The following is a 16,504-nucleotide window of genomic DNA, read 5'->3' as shown; positions in this document are numbered from 1 at the left end:
AATTAAAAACATAATAATCATGAAAAAATTAATAGCAATAGTAGTAATCGTATTAGGTTTTGCATTCAATACAAATGCACAAGAAGTAAAAACAGTTTCTTTAGAACAAACAAAAGGAGAATTTACACAGAAACAAATTACGTTGTCTGAAGGAACTTACATTTTTGAAATTGCAAACAACGAAGTTGGCCATAATGTAGGTTTTGTTTTAGCGCCAAAAGCAGATGTAAAAGCACACATTAAAAACGCTTATGTTACTGCACAAGTAGAAAACAATACAAAACAAACGTCTAACAAAGTAGTCTTAAAAAAAGGAGAGTATGTGTATTTCTGTCCTTTAAACCCAACACCACAATACACATTAATAGTTGAATAATTTTTTTAATTCAAATGATTGGGCGAACATTATTGTTCGCCCTTTTTTAGTTTTTACAAACGCCTTTTTCTAATTCTATTTTATTTAAAGTTTGCCAAACTTTATGTGTAAATTCTTTTGGAGAAAAAGTAAATAAAAGCACGGTTTTTTGTGTCTTTTTACAAAAATGACTTTTAATTTTTACATTTAAAGTAATTCGTTTGTTGGTTGCAAAACGATCGTAAGTTTCTACTTTACCTTCATAAAAAGTAACCGATTTTTTTCTTTTAATTTTAGTAACTGTTGCAGTTGCTATTCGTTTGTCAGTTTTATTAGTTACATCAACACTATTTAAACTATTAAAGTATTTTTCTAAATCTAATTCTAATTCACTTGTAGGAATTTTTCTGTTTACATCAATACTCCAAGCATACGTGTAAGACCAAAAAAATGTGTGTTCAGGATGAATCCAACCTTCTGGTGGAAAACGAATATCTCCAACACCAATATAATCCATATCTCTAGCAGGAAAACGCAACACTTCTTGCCCCCAAGTAGTATCTAATTTTATTAAATTGAATTCATTTTTTTGTCCAAAAGTAAAAACGGTGAAAAATAATGCGATAATAAATAATTCTTTTTTCATAGTATTTTAATTTTCTATAAAACTATTTCAACATTCGTAAAAAAGTGTCAAAAAAATGCAAAAGAAGTGTAAACAGTTGTAAATATTGATGAATTTGTTGGTTATTTGTAATTATGAACAACAAAAAGAATCTTTTTTCAATTTTACTTTTAGCTATTGCTGTTATTGGTTTTTTGAATTTTTTACCACAAGATAATGAAGATTTTTCTGAAAAAGTAAAAGTAGCTTTAAGAGAAGTTGGAAATCAATTATTATTAGCAGATAGCGATTCTGTTTCAATTGTTTTACCTGTTAAAAAAATTAGTGATATAAAATTCTCTCTTACATTCGAAACTGAGTTTTCTTTTAAACCAGATGTTTTAGTTTCTAATGTAAAAACTGTTTTTGAAAAAGCATCTTTATCTAAAAACTATAGAGTTGAAGTAATTAGATGTTTAGATAATGAAGTTGGTTTTAGTTATGAAATAAACAAGTTTGAAGAGCAAACCATTATTCCGTGTAAAGGCAGAGATTTACCTAAAAACTGTTATATTATTGAAGTAAAATTTTTAAAAGAAACTTCAAAAAGCAAAAATTGGCTTTTTTACATTTTTATTCCTTTAATTTTAGGTATTGCTTACAGGCGTTTTTATAATAAAGATGAAATTGTAGCAACACAAAAAGAAAAAACTCAAGAGCATAAAGTTTTAGGAAGTTTTCAATTTTATCCTGAGCAAAACAAATTGGTTAAAAAAGCTTTTGAAATTCCACTTTCAAAGAAAGAATGTGAGTTATTAGAAATTTTTGTTGCCAATCCAAATCAGATCATAAAAAGAGAAGAACTTACCAAAAAAGTCTGGGAAGATAATGGCGTTTTTGTAGGAAGAAGTTTAGATACTTATATTTCTAAATTAAGAAAAAAGCTACAAGAAGATGAAAACATTAAACTAACAAATGTACATGGAGTTGGTTATAAGTTAGAGATAAAGTAAAAATTGTATAGAATTATTAGTTGTTTTACAACTCTCTTTTTTAGTAAAAAATTATTTGGCATTAAATTTGAAATGAAAATTTAAATTCAAATAAAAAAACATTATGATTAAAAAACAATTATTAGCAGTTTTTAGTTTATTTATAATAATTTCTTGTTCATCAAATGATGATGACACAGAATATATAACACATTTAGATGGAGATTTAGAAATTCGATCACTTAAAGATTTAAAAGACCCAACCATTAAAGGGTATACAACAATTAATGGAAATTTAATTATCAATTATACAGATAAAGTGGAAGATTTAAGTGCTCTAGAAAATTTAGAAATAATAAATGGAGGTATACTAATTAGACACAATGATAACTTAAAATCTTTACAAGGTCTGGAAAATATTACAAAATTAGATTTTTTGGAAATTGAATATAATCTTGAACTAACCTCGCTAAATGGACTTGATAATTTAACGAATATATCAAATAGTTTAACTATTGCCGAAAATCGTAAATTAGAAAATCTAAACTCTTTGAATAGTTTAACTGATATTGGTGTTCAATTTTTTCTTTCTAACAATAATTTATTGAACAACCTAAATGGCCTTGAAAATTTAAAAAAAATTCCTCAAATAATAATTTTGAATAATTTGAATTTAATTAGTATTAGTGGGTTAGAAGGAATTTCTTCTTCTGCTGATATTAGTATTTTATCTAACGACTCATTGACTAATTTTTGTTCTTTAGTTCAGTTTGTACAAGCAAATAGTCAGACTATTAAATTTTCTACTGGATTTAATAGTTACAATCCTTCAATAGACGATTTAATTAAGAATAATTGTTCTAATTAAAAAAACTATTACCAAAATCATCTATAATTAATTGTTGGTAAAAGCCAATTTTTAAAAAACTTATTGGGTTCTCAAAATAAAAAAACGACGAATATTAATATTCGTCGTTTTTAACTTTACAATTATTTTATTTTTCTAATGAAAAATTTAAATACAAAGAAAACGTTTGTTTAGGTATAACACTTCCTCCAAATAAATTATAAGAAATTGGTAGGGTATAATTAGCTCCTAAAATAAAATCTTTAGTAGATAATTCTGCTCCAAATGTTCCATTAAAAACATTTCCATCTGTTTTAGAAACTTCTTCACTAAATTGTTCTATTTTATTATAAGTATTTCCTGAAAGACCTAAAAAAGGCAAAAACAAATATTTTTCTTTAGAAATAGTATAATATAAATTAGAAGCATAACTAAACTGATTTCCAAACCTATAATTATTTTTATTTTCCCCTTTTAAATAATAGGTTAGGTTCGTATTTACACCAAATTTATCTGCTTTATAACTATGAGCGATTCCAAAAACACCATCAAAACTACCTGTTCCTAATTGAAAACCTGGGTTTACTCTATTTGTTAATGTTTCTTCGAATTTACCTGTTGGCAATTTGGTTCCTAAACCAATTTCTAAAGAATGATTCGATAGTTCTTTAGCAACAAATGAATAAGAGTCTTCTTTATCTTTCTTAAGCTTCTTAAATAATTTAATTTTATACCAGCCCATAACAGTTACATCTCCAAAACCATTAATATTTTCTGACCTGTCTGTATATTTTCTCTTTAAATCTTGATAAGGTAAAATTGCACTCACATAAAAATTTTCTGTTAGAGGAACCCTTCCCCAAAGCTGATAAGTATGAAAGTTTTCTTTGCTTGTTGGTGAGTTTAAGAAAATTCCATCTTTAGACTCGAAACTTTGATAAATATAACGTAAACCAATAAAACTGGCGTTATTTAAAGTCCCTAAACCAAAACTTCCACTGCTAGTAGAGCAACTACATAAATCACAAGAAAAACTAACTTGTGATATAACTATAAACCCTAAAACAAGGATTAATTTTTTTATTTTAAAATTCGGCAAAACGTTCATCATTTAAAAATGTATTATCTGTTAATGTTTTTAAAAAAGCGATTAAAGCTGTTTTATCATCTGTAGTTAAATCAATTCCTAAACTACCATCATTTTTTACTAATATTGGATCTATTATTCCTCCATTTTCTGTCATTCCATCTGTATAAAAATTAAGAACATCTTCTAACGTTCCAAATCTTCCATCATGCATATACGGAAAAGACATTTCTATGTTTCTAAGACTAGGTACTCTAAATTTATAGAAATCTACTTCATAACCAGAAACACGTTTTCTACCCTCTTCTTCTGTAAATTTTGTATTGTAAGGAATTCCGTTATTTCTATAGGTTTTGTCTGTAAATAACTCTCCAGAATGACAAGTTGCACATTTATTTTTAAATATTTCTAAGCCTTTACTTTCTATAGTTGTAAAAACTGTATTGTCTTCATTTCTAACAACTTTATCATATTTAGAATCTCCAGAAATCATAGTTACCATAAATTGAGAAAGTGCTTTTAACATTCTTTCTGATGTTACTTCTGCATCTCCAAAAGCATTTGTAAATAAAATTTCATACTCTTTATAAGAACTCAATTTTTCTAATACAGAAGGAATAGTTTCATTCATTTCTACTTCACTTGTTATGGGTATAATTGGTTGAAGATCTAAATGAATTGCGGCTCCATCCCAAGTAAATTCTGTAAAAAAAGCTAAGTTTTGTATTGGTTGTGTATTTCTAAAACCCATTTTTCCATCTACTCCATGACTAATAGTATGCCCATGATGTGTAAATGCTGAAGCTTGTTCATGACAAAATCCACAAGAAATAATTCCATCAGAAGCTAATTTTCCTTCATAAAATAATTTTTTACCCAAAGCAACTCCTTCTTCTGTTAAAGGGTTATTTGTTAAATCGTATTCTAATTCTGGAAAATTACTAGGTACTTTTAATTCTAAATTCTTAGGGATTACCATATACTCTTCTTCTTTAGAACAAGAATAAAGTATACAAATACCTAAAAAAACTATACTTATTTTCTTCATAATTAAAAGATTAAAAACGCAACTAGAAAAACACTAATTGCGTTTTATATAATAATTAATTATGTACGTGATCTACAGAAAACATACCATTAACATTGGTAGCAATTTGTGGAGATTTTACTGCATCTACATGTATTTGAGCAGCATCATCTAATAAAAAGCTTGTGGTACCAGATAATACATTAGATATATCTGAAACCACATGTATTTCTGGTGTTAAATCTGTTCTAACTCTTGCTGTGTTTGTTAAGTCTAAAGTTATTTCTTTATAATTATCAAGAGCTGTACCATGGCTTCCCATGTGAAAAGCGAAAGCAGTTTCTGTAGTTGTGTTTTCTGAAGTATAAACGCCTTCAAAAACAAAAAACTTATAACCTGCTTGCCAAGACCACATCATACCTGCATCTTGAGCTAGGGTTAAAAAATCTCCTTGACCTGTTGCTCCTTCTAAATATTTTTCTTGATCTACACCAATTCCGAAAGTTATTTTTGTATAATTTCCTGCAGGAATATTAGAAAGGTTTATAAACTGAGAGGATCCATCTTCTTCACTAATTATAAAATAAGAATCTTCTTTTGGATATGTAAAAATAACTCCATCTTCATCTTCTAATCTAATATTACTAACAATGTATTTTACTTTAGAAATTTTAACCTCTTCTGTTTCATTTGCATTATAAGAGGTTGTAGTTAATAATAAATCTGATGTACTATAAGAATTATCAAATTCTAAAGAAACATTTCCTTCTCCTGTAATTTCTTCTTCTTCGTTTGAACATGCAGTAATTGTTAGCGCAATAAAAAATGCAGCTATGTATTTTGTAATTTTCATAATTTTCTTTTTAAATACTTATTGGTTTAAAGTATTTTATTTTAATAATGGTTGTTATTTTTATAGCACAGTTTTTTATATATAAAGCCTGTGCCCTATATAAATTGTACTAAAAATTAAAATTTGCGTATTATTTTAAGAAAGAAAATCTGGTGGTTGTTCTAAAAGATTAACAAAATTTGTTGGATTTAAAAATTTTAATTTCCAATTATCTTTTATGTTTACCTTAAGTAACTTTTTTATATTATAACTATAGTCTTTTTCTTTAAAAACAGGAAAAAAAGCTTCAGAAATTGTATTGAAACCTTTTATATCTTTGTTAGAAAGATCTATTTGAGGAGCAATTTGTTTTGCTAAATGACATTTACCATTACATTGCAATTGTGGTTTTTCTTTATTTACACAATACGTTTCTATAATGTAATCTATATTATACTCAAAATAGGCGATATACCCTAAATGATAGATTGGTCTAAGAGCAAATGCCATAAATAATGTTATGAAAATAAATTTTTTCAGAAAATATTTTTTTCGCAAATATAGTGCTTAAATAAGATAGATATAGTGATAAATTAGAATTTTTCTGGCACAAAAGTTTGATAGTCTAAAGGAGGTCTTACATAGCCTTTATGTTCTGGTAATGGTGGTAATTCAATTGGTTTTAAATCTATTTTTTCGTAAGGTATTTTACTTAAAACATGACTAATACAATTTAAACGTGCTTTTTTTTTATTATCTGCATTTACAACGTACCAAGGCACTTGTTTTGTATCTGTATGTGCAAACATGTTGTCTTTGGCTTTAGAATACTCTAACCATCGTGAACGAGATTGTAAATCCATAGGGCTAAATTTCCATCTTTTTAACGGATTAGAAATTCTGTTTTTAAAACGTCTTTCTTGTTCTTCATCGCTTACAGAAAACCAATATTTTAAAACAATAGTTCCAGATCTTACCAACATACGTTCAAACTCCGGACAAGAACGTAAAAACTCGTCATATTCATCATCTGTACAAAAACCCATTACCTTTTCTACACCTGCTCTATTATACCAACTTCTATCAAACAAAACAATTTCTCCTGCTGCAGGTAAATAAGGTACGTATCGCTGAAAATACCATTGTGTTTTTTCTCTTTCTGTTGGTACACCCAATGCAACAACTTTACAAACTCTAGGGTTTAAAGGTTCTGTAAAACGTTTAATGGTTCCTCCTTTTCCAGAAGCATCTCTTCCTTCAAAAACAATTACAACTTTTAAACCTTGTTTTTTTACCCATTCTTGTAAATTAACCAATTCTGTATGCAGTTTTGCAATTTCTAGATCGTAATTAAATTTCTTTTTCTTGTTATTTTTAGAAGTCGATTTTTCCATTCTACCAATTTACAAAAATTAGAAAAAACACAATGGTATTTACACCTATATTACCTATTTTAAATCAATTATAAATAATATAAGGCTAGATTTATATGTTTATTTCATCAAATAAAAAAATCCTATTTTTGCGATTCTATTATTAAAGTAAATTTTTGTTAAACTATTATTCATATCCTCATAGTACTTCTAAAGAATGGGTAACCTTTGTTCATGGGGCAGGAGGAAGCAGTTCTATTTGGTACAAACAAATTAGAGACTTTAAAAGCCATTTTAATGTTCTAATTTTAGATTTACGTGGTCATGGGGCTAGCAAACCTACTTTAAAAGATACATTTAACCCTAAATATACTTTTGATTCTATAACTCATGATATTGTTGAAGTTATAGAACATCTTAAAATAGAAAAATCTCACTTTATTGGTATTTCTTTAGGTACAATTTTAATAAGAAACCTCGCTGAAAAAAGAAAAGAATTGGTACAAAGTATGATAATGGGTGGCGCTATTATTAAACTTAATTTTCGCTCTCAAGTGTTAATGAAAGTTGGTAATATATTTAAATCTGTAGTTCCTTATATGATGCTGTATAAACTATTTGCATTTATTATTATGCCAAAGAAAAATCATAAAAAATCAAGATCACTTTTTGTAAATGAAGCTAAAAAATTATATCAAAAAGAGTTTTTACGTTGGTTTAAATTAACTTCTGAAATAAATCCTTTATTACGCTTTTTTAGAACAAAAGACATTAAAATTCCTACTTTATATATAATGGGAGCAGAAGACCATTTGTTTTTACCTTCTATTAAAAACATTGTTTCTAAGCATGTTACTTCTTCTTTATTTGTTGTAGATAATTGTGGTCATGTTGTAAATGTAGAGCAGCCAGAAACTTTTAATAACCAAACTATTCGTTTTATTACATCTTTAAACATATAGTATTTTAATCGTTAAATTGGTTAACCAATTTCGTAAAATTGAACTATATTTGCTCTATAAAAGCATTTGTCATGAATCAAATAATTACTTTTGGTGAGGTTTTAATGAGAATTTCGCCACGAGGAAACAAAAAATTTATCCAATCTAATAACGTTGAGTTTTATTTTGGAGGTACAGAATTAAACGTAGGTATTTCTATTTCAAATTTTGGAGGAGATGTTAAACATATTTCTTGTATTTCTGATGATTTTATTGGAGATACAGCTATATCTTATTTAAGAAGATTTGGTGTAAGTACATCTGCAATTGTGCGCTCTAAAAGACCTTTAGGGGTTTATTTTTTAGAAGTTGGTGCAGTAATAAGACCAAGTTCTATTTCATACAATCGCTCTCATTCTTCGTTTTCAGAAATTCAACCAGAAATGGTAGATTGGGAAACCTCTTTAAAAAAAGGCAAATGGTTTCATTGGACAGGTATTACACCTGCTTTAAACAAAGGAAGTAAAGAAACGCTTTTAGAAGGTTTAAAACTAGCCAAAACAAAAGGAATGCAAATTTCTGCAGACCCAACGTATAGAAGTGGTTTGTGGAAATATGGAGAAAATCCAAGAGAAGTTTTATCTGAAATGGTATCGTATTCTACTGTTTTTATTGGCGGAATTAATGAAATTAACGAGCTTTTAGAAACTGATTTTTCGTACTCTAACGAAGATTTTATTGAAGCAAGTAAGCAATTAATGATAAAATACCCATCTATTGAAAAAGTGTTTGATAAAATTAGAACTTCCATTAATTCTTCTTGGCATAAAATTAGAGCTAGAATGTGGAATGGTATTGAATTTAGAGAAACTGAAGATATAGACATTACACACATTGTTGATAGAATTGGTACTGGTGATGCTTTTGCTGCTGGATTAATTCATGGACTACAAAAATTTGACGACTATAAAGCAATGCAATTTGGATCTGCAGCTTGTGCCATAAAACACACGTACTTAGGTGATGTAAATTATGCAGTTGAAGATGAAGTAATTAGTATTTTAGAAGGAAATATGACTGGAAGATTAAAAAGATAATTTTTTATAAAAATAAAAAAGGCGAGTTTTAAAAAACTCGCCTTTTTTTTATGGTTTGAAATAAAACTTAATTCATTAAATCTTCAATTTCATCTGCTTCAATGGGTATATTTCCCATTAAATTAAATGGTTCTCCTTTTTCTTGTACCACAACATCATCTTCTAAACGAATTCCAAAACCTTCATCAGGAATGTAAATTCCTGGTTCTACAGTAAATACCATATTTGCTTTCATCGGTTCATGTAACAAGCCATAATCATGCGTATCTAATCCCATATGATGAGAAGTACCGTGCATAAAATACTTTTTATATGCTGGCCAATTTTTATCTTCATTTTGCACATCTGCCTTGTCTAACAATCCTAAACCTAACAACTCAGATGTCATCACTTTACCAACTTCCACATGATATTCTTTCCATAAAGTTCCCGGAAGTAACATTTTTGTGGCTTCTTTTTTAACATGATTTACAGCATTGTAAACTGCTTTTTGTCTGTCAGTAAAACTCCCTGAAACAGGAATCGTTCTAGATAAATCACTTTTATAATTTGCATATTCTGCAGCAATATCAAATAGGATTAAATCTCCTGCATTACATTGTTGATTATTCTCAATATAATGCAAAACATTGGCATTGTTTCCACTTGCAATAATTGGCGTATATGCAAACCCTTTAGATCTGTTTCTTACAAACTCATGTAATAATTCAGCTTCAATTTCATATTCCCAAACGCCTGGTTTTACAAAACCTAAAATTCTTCTAAACCCTTTTTCGGTAATATTACATGCATGTTGAATTAAATCTAACTCAATTTGATCTTTTACAGAACGTAAACCTTGTAAAATTGGATTGCTTTTTGCAACAGAATGTGCAGGATATTTTGCTAATAACCATTTTGTAAAACGATCTTCTCGAGTTTCTGTTTCTACATTTGCTCTGTAATGTTCGTTTGTGTTGATGTAAAAAGTATCTGCATAGGTACTAATTTCAAATAAGACCTTTTCTAAATCTTGCAACCAAAGTACAGTTTTAATTCCGCTGGTTTTAAAAGCAGCTTCCTTAGTTAATTTCTCTCCTTCCCAAATAGCAATATGCTCATTGGTTTCTCTTACAAATAAAACTTCTTTGTAAGCTTCATTTGGGCAATCTGGAAATAGGAACAACACGCTTTCTTCTTGATCTACACCACTTAAATATAAAATATCCCTGTGTTGTTCAAAAGGCATTGTACTATCTGCACTAATTGGGTAAATGTCGTTAGAATTAAAAACCGCTAAACTATTTGGCTTCATAGCAGAAGTAAAATGTTTACGATTTTTTATAAAAAGTTCTGAATTTATAGGTTGATATTTCATCTGATTTTGAATTTGTAAAAACAAATGTAACGATAATATCAACAATAAAAAATGACACTAAAAACGTTTCTTTTTTGGAGCGCCTGTTCTTCCTCTTCCAGAAGTATTTGCAGGTTTTTTACCTTTAAAATGTGGCTTTCTTTTTGGGTTATTCTTCTTAGAATTATCGCTAGAATTATTTTGAGAATTACCATTTGTTTTTTTCTTCTTTTTACCAAAAGAACTTTTACTTTGTGATGCTGCTCTTTTTGGTGGCGCAGTATCAGTTGGTTCAAAACCTTCTACAACAGTAGATTTTAATTTTTCTTTAAGTAACTTTTCTATTTCACTTTGATATTCTGTTTCTTCACTACACACTAAAGAAATAGCCTCTCCTGCTGCTCCTGCTCTACCAGTTCTACCAATTCTATGTACATAATCTTCTGGTACATTTGGTAATTCGTAATTTATTACGTGTGGCAATAACGGAATATCTAAACCACGTGCTGCAATATCTGTTGCTACTAAAATTCTAATAGAATTGTCTTTAAAGTTTTTTAAGGCTTTTGTTCTTGCGCCTTGACTCTTATTTCCATGAATTGCTGCAGCAGAAATTTTTTCTTGTATTAACTTTTTAGTTAATTTATTAGCTCCATGTTTTGTTCTTGTAAAAATTAAAACTTGATTCCAATTATTGTCTTTTATCAACTTAATTGTAAACTCAGTTTTTTTCTTTTTATCAACCTTAAAAACTTTATGAGTTACTTTTTTTGCTGTAGAGTTTTGTGGAGCCGTTTCAACCTCAACAGGGTTTCTTAAAATACCAGCTGCTAACTTTTTTATATCTTTAGAAAATGTAGCAGAAAACATCAAGTTTTGACGTTTTGTAGGCATAAAACTAATAATTTTGTTAATATCTCTAACAAAACCCATGTCTAACATTCTGTCTGCTTCATCTAGAATTAAAACATCAACTCTTTTAAAAGAAACCGCTTTTTGGTCATGTAAATCTAATAATCTACCAGGTGTTGCTACTAAAACATCTACACCTCTTTTTAAAGTTGCAATTTGTGGTTTTGCATTTACGCCACCAAAAACTACTGCCGATTTAATGTTTACATACTTACTGTATTCTCTAACATTATCGTAAACCTGAGCGGCTAACTCTCTTGTTGGTGTTAAAACTAACGCTCTTAGTGGTCTATATTTTGGATGTTTAGTGTCTGATAAATATTGTAAAACAGGTAACGTAAAACCAGCTGTTTTACCTGTTCCTGTTTGGGCAGAAGCTAAAATATCTTTGCCTTCTAAAATATGTGGAATTGCTTTTTCTTGTATTGGAGATGGTTTGGTATATCCTTTTTCGGCAACTGCTTTTACCAATGCTTGAGATAAACCTAAATCTGAAAATGTCATAGAAATCTTTTAAGAAACCAACTTTATGTAGTTGTTTCTGCTGCAAAGATACGTTGTTTTAAATTGAAGATAGTACTTATCTTAATTCCCAATTTATGTTAATTTTTTTGAAATTATTAATACTAATAGTAATTTCAGCAATTCAAACCAAACCTTAATAATTATGAAGTTTATTTTTAAGTTTCTATTTCTATGTTTTTCAACATCACTAATTGCTCAAAACCCTACAAATGCTGATGTAATTCAGCAATCTTTAGTAAAGAAAACTAAAATGATGGAAACATCATTGGTAAAAAACATCGATTTTACAAATATCGGTCCAACTGTTATGAGTGGGCGTGTTGTAGATGTTGCGGTAAATCCAGATAATACCACAGAATTTTACGTTGGTTATGCATCTGGAGGTTTGTGGTACACAAATAATAATGGAACCACTTTTACACCTGTTCTAGATAATTCTCCAACTCAAAATATTGGAGATATTGCTGTAGACTGGAAATCTGGAGCCATTTGGGTTGGTACAGGTGAAAAAAATTCTTCTCGCTCTTCTTATTCAGGAATTGGTTTATTAAAATCTATAGATAAAGGAAAAACTTGGAGCAATGTTGGTTTGTTAGATTCTCATCATATTAGTAGAATTTTAATCAACCCAAATAATTCAAATGAAGTTGTTGTTGGAGTTATTGGTCATTTATATTCATCAAATAAAGAAAGAGGAATTTTTAAAACAACTGATGGAGGTAAAACTTGGAAAAAAACACTTTATATCAATAAAGAAACAGGTATTATAGATGTTGCGTTTGCTCCAGAAAATTTTAATGTAATGTATGCTGCTTCATGGGAAAGAGAGCGTAAAGCATGGAACTTTGATGGAGATGGAAAAAAATCTGCCATTTATAAAAGTACTAATGCTGGTAAAACTTGGAAAAAAATAACTAAAGAAAATGGATTTCCTACTGGTGATGGGGTTGGTAGAATTGGATTGGCCGTTTTTAATGAAAATACAGTGTATGCATTACATGACAACCAATTTAGAAGACCCAAAAAAGCAAATAAAAAAACTTCAAAAAGTTTAACAAAAGAAGATTTTAAAACAATGACTTCTGATGAGTTTTTAAATTTATCAGATAAAAAACTAAATTCTTATTTAAAAAATAATGGTTTTCAAGAAAAATATAGAGCAGAAAATGTAAAACAAATGGTGAGAGTAGGTACTGTAAAACCAATTGATTTGGCAAAATATTTAGAAGACGCAAACTCTATGTTATTTGACACACAGGTAATTGGTGCAGAAGTATTTAAAACTACTAATGGTGGAAATTCTTGGACAAAAACACACAAAGAATTTTTAGATGGAGTTTATAGTTCTTACGGATATTATTTTGGTGAAATACGAGTAGATTTACAAGATGAAAACGGAATTTATGTTCTTGGAGTTCCAATTATAAAATCTAAAGATGGAGGAAAAACATTTACTTCTATAAGTAGAGAAAATGTACATTCAGATCATCAAGCATTATGGGTTAATCCTAAAAAAACTGGACATATTATTAATGGAAATGATGGTGGTTTAAATCTTTCTTATGATGATGGAGAAAACTGGATTAAGTTAAACGATCCTGCTGTTGGGCAATTTTACTCAGTTTATGCAGACAATCAAAAAAATTATAAGGTATATGGTGGTTTACAAGACAATGGTGTTTGGGTTGGCAATCATAATGCACAAATAAACAAACGTTGGCAGCAATCTGGTCAAAATCCTTATGAATCAATTATGGGTGGAGATGGAATGCAAGTACAAGTTGATGATAGAAACCCAAATATTGTGTATACAGGTTATCAATTTGGAAACTATTACAGAATTGATAGAGAAAATGGTAAAAACAAATACATTCAACCAAAACATACCTTAGGCGAAAACCCTTATCGTTTTAATTGGCAAACTCCAATTCATTTGTCTAAACACAACCAAGATATTTTATATTTAGGAGGTAATAAATTACACCGTTCTTTAAATAAAGGTGATGATTGGGAAACCATTTCTAACGATTTAACAACTGGAGGTAAAAAAGGAAATGTTGCTTACGGAACATTAACTTCAATTTCAGAAAGCCCGTTTCAATTTGGATTATTATACACAGGTTCTGATGATGGTTTAGTGCATGTTTCTAAAAACGGAGGAGGAAGTTGGACTCGTATTTCTGATAATTTACCACAGAATTTATGGGTTTCTAGAGTGATTGCTTCTCAATTTAAAAAAGAACGTGTTTATGTTACTTTAAACGGATATCGTTTTGATGATTTTACCCCTTATATTTATGTTTCTGACAATTATGGGCAAACTTGGAAAAGTATTAGTAGTAACATTCCAACTTCATCAGTAAACGTTATAAAAGAAGATTCTGAAAACGAAAATGTATTGTATTTAGGTACAGATAATGGTTTGTATGTTTCTTTTAACCAAGGAAAATCTTGGGAGGCTTTTAGTAAAAACTTACCAAATGTTGCTGTACATGATTTGGTAATTCAACCCACAGCAAAACATTTAATTGTAGGTACACATGGTAGAAGTTTATATAAAGCTGAAATTGCTTCTTTACAAAAAATGAACGAAGAAGTTTTATTAAAAACAACAACTATTTTTACTATAAAAAATATACGTAAAGGAAGAAGTTGGGGAAGTTCTTGGAGCCAATGGAGGGCTGCATTTATTCCTGAAATAAAAATTCCTTTTTATCTAAATTCAAGTAAAAACATAAACATCGATATTTATTCTGGTGATGTTAAAATAAATTCAATTTCTATAGATGCAGACAAAGGTTTTAATGAAGCAATTTATGATGTTTCTTTTTCTGAAGAAGGTTTAAAATCTTATAAGAAAGAAAATAAAGATGCTGTTATTAAGAAAGCTAAAAATGATATTTATTATTTACCAAAAGGAAAATACGTTGTTAAAATTGGTGATGCAAAAGGTGAGTTTGAAGTGAAATAGAATTTAGCTTTTATTAGTTAAATAGTTTGAGATTTCTCAACTCCATTTCGTTCGAAATGACACTCTTAATTATTATTTCGATTATCAATAGAAAGCGAAAAATGGTATCATTAGAGATTTCTCAATTACGTTTCTCTCTATTCGAAATAACACTCATATTGTCATTTCGAATAGAGAGAAATCTTATATTAGTTTTATGAAAAAGACATTAGGAACTCATAATTATTACATTTACATAATTACTAATAAAACTAAATCCGTTTTATATATTGGGGTGACAAATGATTTAAAGGAAAGACTTTATTACCATTCTAATCCAGAAGCAAATTCTAAACATTTTTCTCATAAATACAATTGTAAATATTTAATTTATTTTGAACATTATCAGGATATTGAAACTGCAATTAGTAGAGAAAAGCAATTGAAAAAATGGAGTAGAAAGAAAAAAGACTTTTTGATTTCTACTAAAAATCCAAATTGGGGTTTTTTAAATGATGAGGTTTAAAAGAGATTTTTCGACTACGTTTCACTTCGCTCAAAATGACATACAACTTGTCATTTCGACCTTGTGGAGAAATCTATTAAAAACTTAATTGAATTTTAGCGTTTTTTTGTATTTCAGAAGTATGATTAAAAAACAAATTTTGAGATTCAAATTCAACTTCTATTAACCAATAAGAACCTTTAAAATAAGAATTTAAAACAGTTGCTTCTGTATCAGAATTTTCTACAACTTGTATTTGATGTGGATAAACTAAAACAGTTTTATTATTGATGGTAATTTCATTTACATCATCGAACAAAGCAGCAATATATTTCTCTTTTGGATTGTTGTAAATCTCTTTAGGAGAATTGTTTTCTATAATCTTGTTGTCTTTAATAACAATTAATGTATCTGCAAAAGAAAGCGCATCATTTTTATCGTGAGTAGCCACAATACAAGCAATATTTTTTTGTTTTAAATAACTAAATAAGTTTCTACGTAAAGAGTTTTTTTTGAAGTTATCTATCTGCCCAAAAGGTTCATCTAAAAGTAAAAGTTTTGGTTCTTTTGCCAAAGCTCTAGCAATAGCAACACGTTGTTTTTGACCTCCACTTAAGTTTTTAACCATAGTGTTTTCAAATGCCTGCATTTGTATAACTTTTAGTAATTCTTGTGTTCTGGCTTCGCTTTCTTCTGGATAAAAACGCGATAAGAATTTTTTAATATTTTCAGATACAGAAATGTAGGGCATTAAATCGAAATCTTGTGCTACGTATTTAAAGTTTATAAAACCTGGAACTAGTTGTTTTTTGGGACCTATAATTTTGTCTTCTTTCCAGAAAATTTCTCCTTCATTTAAGTCTACTAACCCATAAATTGCTTTTAAAAGTGTCGATTTTCCACAACCACTTTCTCCCATTACACAAAGATGTTCTCCTTCTTGTAAAGAGAAATTAAAATCGTTTAGAATTGATTTTTTTTTGTGATATTGAAAAGAAATGTTGTTCACTTTTAACATGCTGCAAAAATAGGTTTTCTATTTGATTTTTGATTGCAAAAAAAATAGCAAATACGCCTGCGTTAACGATTGAACGGTTTGTTTGAGCTCGTTGAAGAATGAA

Annotated in this window: 16 protein-coding genes; 7 read left to right on the top strand and 9 right to left on the bottom strand. The window is 28.7% G+C overall.

Going from position 1 to position 16,504, the window contains the following annotated elements:
* Positions 1 to 19 precede the first annotated feature (19 nt).
* Positions 20 to 376: a cupredoxin domain-containing protein gene (locus tag ABJG40_RS07465; RefSeq protein WP_348023953.1), complete on the top strand. Its 357-nt coding sequence runs from the start codon at positions 20 to 22 to the stop codon at positions 374 to 376.
* Between the two features lie 46 nt (positions 377 to 422).
* Here the strand turns inward: ABJG40_RS07465 and ABJG40_RS07460 are convergent, their stop codons facing one another.
* On the bottom strand, positions 423 to 1,001 hold the full coding sequence (locus ABJG40_RS07460) for a hypothetical protein (RefSeq protein WP_348023952.1): 579 nt from the start codon (positions 999 to 1,001) through the stop codon (positions 423 to 425).
* A 113-nt stretch (positions 1,002 to 1,114) separates the two neighbouring features.
* Between ABJG40_RS07460 and ABJG40_RS07455 the strand changes: the two genes are divergently transcribed.
* Both ABJG40_RS07455 and ABJG40_RS07450 read left to right on the top strand, forming a co-directional pair.
* Complete coding sequence (locus ABJG40_RS07455; RefSeq protein ID WP_348023951.1) at positions 1,115 to 1,972, top strand: winged helix-turn-helix domain-containing protein; 858 nt, start codon at positions 1,115 to 1,117, stop codon at positions 1,970 to 1,972.
* 103 nt (positions 1,973 to 2,075) lie between these two features.
* Positions 2,076 to 2,819, top strand: a complete 744-nt coding sequence (locus ABJG40_RS07450; RefSeq protein ID WP_348023950.1) for a hypothetical protein — start codon at positions 2,076 to 2,078, stop codon at positions 2,817 to 2,819.
* Positions 2,820 to 2,946: 127 nt separating this feature from the next.
* On the opposite strand, the gene ABJG40_RS07445 is transcribed toward ABJG40_RS07450, so the two are convergent.
* From ABJG40_RS07445 to ppk2, 5 genes are all read right to left on the bottom strand, one after another.
* Positions 2,947 to 3,909, bottom strand: a complete 963-nt coding sequence (locus ABJG40_RS07445) for a hypothetical protein (RefSeq protein ID WP_348023949.1) — start codon at positions 3,907 to 3,909, stop codon at positions 2,947 to 2,949.
* Positions 3,884 to 4,933 (bottom strand): cytochrome c peroxidase, encoded by a 1,050-nt coding sequence (locus tag ABJG40_RS07440; protein WP_348023948.1) that lies wholly within the window; start codon positions 4,931 to 4,933, stop codon positions 3,884 to 3,886. Before ABJG40_RS07440 ends, ABJG40_RS07445 begins: the two co-directional genes overlap by 26 nt.
* Before the next feature lie 55 nt (positions 4,934 to 4,988).
* Positions 4,989 to 5,765 (bottom strand): MbnP family protein, encoded by a 777-nt coding sequence (locus ABJG40_RS07435; RefSeq protein WP_348023947.1) that lies wholly within the window; start codon positions 5,763 to 5,765, stop codon positions 4,989 to 4,991.
* Between the two features lie 135 nt (positions 5,766 to 5,900).
* A complete protein-coding gene (locus ABJG40_RS07430) occupies positions 5,901 to 6,254 on the bottom strand; it encodes a hypothetical protein (RefSeq protein ID WP_348023946.1) in 354 nt (117 codons plus the stop codon).
* A gap of 83 nt (positions 6,255 to 6,337) precedes the next feature.
* Complete coding sequence (gene ppk2, locus ABJG40_RS07425; RefSeq protein ID WP_348023945.1) at positions 6,338 to 7,138, bottom strand: polyphosphate kinase 2; 801 nt, start codon at positions 7,136 to 7,138, stop codon at positions 6,338 to 6,340.
* A 155-nt stretch (positions 7,139 to 7,293) separates the two neighbouring features.
* On the opposite strand from ppk2, the gene ABJG40_RS07420 reads away from it, so the two are divergent.
* Complete coding sequence (locus ABJG40_RS07420; protein WP_348023944.1) at positions 7,294 to 8,079, top strand: alpha/beta hydrolase; 786 nt, start codon at positions 7,294 to 7,296, stop codon at positions 8,077 to 8,079.
* Positions 8,080 to 8,150: 71 nt separating this feature from the next.
* Entirely contained in the window at positions 8,151 to 9,155 is a 1,005-nt protein-coding gene (locus ABJG40_RS07415; RefSeq protein WP_348023943.1) for a sugar kinase, read from the top strand.
* Positions 9,156 to 9,222: 67 nt separating this feature from the next.
* Here ABJG40_RS07415 and ABJG40_RS07410 read toward each other — a convergent pair whose 3' ends face one another.
* Positions 9,223 to 10,512: an aminopeptidase P family protein gene (locus tag ABJG40_RS07410; protein WP_348023942.1), complete on the bottom strand. Its 1,290-nt coding sequence runs from the start codon at positions 10,510 to 10,512 to the stop codon at positions 9,223 to 9,225.
* Between the two features lie 57 nt (positions 10,513 to 10,569).
* Positions 10,570 to 11,907 (bottom strand): DEAD/DEAH box helicase, encoded by a 1,338-nt coding sequence (locus ABJG40_RS07405; RefSeq protein WP_348023941.1) that lies wholly within the window; start codon positions 11,905 to 11,907, stop codon positions 10,570 to 10,572.
* Positions 11,908 to 12,070: 163 nt separating this feature from the next.
* Between ABJG40_RS07405 and ABJG40_RS07400 the strand changes: the two genes are divergently transcribed.
* Together ABJG40_RS07400 and ABJG40_RS07395 are read left to right on the top strand one after the other, a co-directional pair.
* Positions 12,071 to 14,899 (top strand): glycosyl hydrolase, encoded by a 2,829-nt coding sequence (locus ABJG40_RS07400; RefSeq protein ID WP_348023940.1) that lies wholly within the window; start codon positions 12,071 to 12,073, stop codon positions 14,897 to 14,899.
* Positions 14,900 to 15,095: 196 nt separating this feature from the next.
* On the top strand, positions 15,096 to 15,404 hold the full coding sequence (locus ABJG40_RS07395; RefSeq protein ID WP_348023939.1) for a GIY-YIG nuclease family protein: 309 nt from the start codon (positions 15,096 to 15,098) through the stop codon (positions 15,402 to 15,404).
* Between the two features lie 76 nt (positions 15,405 to 15,480).
* On the opposite strand, the gene ABJG40_RS07390 is transcribed toward ABJG40_RS07395, so the two are convergent.
* The gene (locus ABJG40_RS07390; RefSeq protein WP_348023938.1) at positions 15,481 to 16,401 is read right to left on the bottom strand and encodes an ABC transporter ATP-binding protein; all 921 of its coding nucleotides are present in this window, start codon (positions 16,399 to 16,401) and stop codon (positions 15,481 to 15,483) included.
* Between the last annotated feature and the right edge of the window lie 103 nt (positions 16,402 to 16,504).

This window comes from Polaribacter sp. (assembly GCF_039939415.1).
Lineage (GTDB): Bacteria > Bacteroidota > Bacteroidia > Flavobacteriales > Flavobacteriaceae > Polaribacter.
The sequence above is the reverse complement of the archived record's forward strand: the minus strand, read 5'-3'. Positions and strand labels throughout refer to the sequence as shown.

Excerpts from the sequence above, each read along its gene's own strand:
- ppk2 (WP_348023945.1), bottom strand. The coding sequence starts at position 7,138 with ATGGAAAAATCGACTTCTAAAAATAACAAGAAAAAGAAATTTAATTAC.
- ABJG40_RS07415 (WP_348023943.1), top strand. The coding sequence starts at position 8,151 with ATGAATCAAATAATTACTTTTGGTGAGGTTTTAATGAGAATTTCGCCA.
- ABJG40_RS07410 (WP_348023942.1), bottom strand. The coding sequence starts at position 10,512 with ATGAAATATCAACCTATAAATTCAGAACTTTTTATAAAAAATCGTAAA.
- ABJG40_RS07465 (WP_348023953.1), top strand. The coding sequence starts at position 20 with ATGAAAAAATTAATAGCAATAGTAGTAATCGTATTAGGTTTTGCATTC.
- ABJG40_RS07455 (WP_348023951.1), top strand. The coding sequence starts at position 1,115 with ATGAACAACAAAAAGAATCTTTTTTCAATTTTACTTTTAGCTATTGCT.
- ABJG40_RS07405 (WP_348023941.1), bottom strand. The coding sequence starts at position 11,907 with ATGACATTTTCAGATTTAGGTTTATCTCAAGCATTGGTAAAAGCAGTT.
- ABJG40_RS07450 (WP_348023950.1), top strand. The coding sequence starts at position 2,076 with ATGATTAAAAAACAATTATTAGCAGTTTTTAGTTTATTTATAATAATT.
- ABJG40_RS07440 (WP_348023948.1), bottom strand. The coding sequence starts at position 4,933 with ATGAAGAAAATAAGTATAGTTTTTTTAGGTATTTGTATACTTTATTCT.
- ABJG40_RS07400 (WP_348023940.1), top strand. The coding sequence starts at position 12,071 with ATGAAGTTTATTTTTAAGTTTCTATTTCTATGTTTTTCAACATCACTA.
- ABJG40_RS07460 (WP_348023952.1), bottom strand. The coding sequence starts at position 1,001 with ATGAAAAAAGAATTATTTATTATCGCATTATTTTTCACCGTTTTTACT.
- ABJG40_RS07435 (WP_348023947.1), bottom strand. The coding sequence starts at position 5,765 with ATGAAAATTACAAAATACATAGCTGCATTTTTTATTGCGCTAACAATT.
- ABJG40_RS07395 (WP_348023939.1), top strand. The coding sequence starts at position 15,096 with ATGAAAAAGACATTAGGAACTCATAATTATTACATTTACATAATTACT.
- ABJG40_RS07430 (WP_348023946.1), bottom strand. The coding sequence starts at position 6,254 with ATGGCATTTGCTCTTAGACCAATCTATCATTTAGGGTATATCGCCTAT.
- ABJG40_RS07445 (WP_348023949.1), bottom strand. The coding sequence starts at position 3,909 with ATGATGAACGTTTTGCCGAATTTTAAAATAAAAAAATTAATCCTTGTT.
- ABJG40_RS07390 (WP_348023938.1), bottom strand. The coding sequence starts at position 16,401 with ATGTTAAAAGTGAACAACATTTCTTTTCAATATCACAAAAAAAAATCA.